The organism is Roseateles sp. P5_B10 (genome assembly GCF_056400485.1).
In genome coordinates this window covers 1-1,190 of the sequence record NZ_JBFULE010001191.1, presented here as the reverse complement: position 1 = coordinate 1,190, position 1,190 = coordinate 1, and the positions used below count along the sequence as shown (strand labels likewise).

The 1,190-nt window shown below is 69.2% G+C and carries 1 protein-coding gene; it reads right to left on the bottom strand.

The window, feature by feature from the left end; translation table 11 throughout:
* Positions 1-160: 160 nt before the first annotated feature.
* The coding region (locus AC1DU6_RS31995; RefSeq protein WP_477862232.1) for a zinc-ribbon and DUF3426 domain-containing protein at positions 161-1,190 on the bottom strand (1,030 nt) is incomplete at its 5' end.

Sequence of the window (1,190 nt, the reverse complement as noted above, 5' to 3'; positions counted from 1 at the left end):
CCCCGCAGCACGCCAGCGTGTTCCGGCCTGACGTCTGACGTTGGTCGAAGCGCTCAAGTCTCAGGGACTCGCATGGGCTCTGCGCCTTTCCCATTGGGACGGCAACGAGGCCATGACGCGGTGCGGGGTGGCCGTTGATGGGCAGTCGGAGTCGACGCTCTCAGGGGTAGAAGATGTTGACGCTGTAGCCGCTGACCTTCTGGCCACCCGTTCCGAACACCAGGCTCAAGGCCTGTTCAGAATCGGCATTGACCTGCGTCAGCACCGGGGACAGGGTTTCGGGACCGAGCACGCGGCGGGAGAAAGCCGCGCCGTTGGCATCGGTCAAGCTCAATTCCACCCAAGGCGCGGCGACGTCCACGCTGGTCTTGTTGCGCAGCGCGAGATTGAGCTTGTAGCTGCCGGCGCCCACCGGGCTGAGCGCCGTCGATTCGATGCTGAGCGCCTCGATGCGCCGCCACGGTTTGACCTCGCAGCCAGCGGCGCTGCACAGCGCCTTCAATGGCTCGCGCAGGGGCGGGTGCAGGGCGGCAATGGCGTCGCGAAAGTGCAGCGTCACCTGCAGGGCCAGCAATGCGGCAAGCAAGAGGGATGCGACGCCGAGGGCCACACGCACGGCAGGGCGATTCCAGCGAGCGGTGTTCTCGGCCTTGCGCATGAACTCGGGCACGAGTCTGCCGGGCGCCTCGGCCTTGCCGGGCTTCTGCGGCTTGGCGGCTTTGGCGACCTTTGCGGGCTTGCCCGGCCGCTCCGCCGGCTCGGCCGTGATGGGAGCCATCTCGGCCATCGACGGTTCCGGCCCGGCATCACGCGCCACCATGGGCGGGGGGGCGGCAACCGGCTCGCTGGCACGGTCGTCACCCACCCAATGAGGCTCGGGCCTGGCTTCCTGCCGACCGTACTCGGAGGGCCAGCCGGTAGGCAAGGCCTCGGCACGGGGCTCGGGTTCGGGGGGCGGCATCCAGTCCGCTGGCGGTGTGTAGACCGGGGGCGGAGGTGGCGGAGGGGGAGGCGGTGGCAGGGGCTCGGGCTCCGGCACCACGGTGGCCGGCGCATACTGTGGCGGCCAGGGCGGTGGAGCGTCCCGCTCGATGTCGAACAGCAGTTCGCGGGCGTCGAAGATCTCTGCGCAACGGCCACAGCGCACCCAGCCATCGGAGACGCGCAACTGGTCCTCGACGATCCTGAAG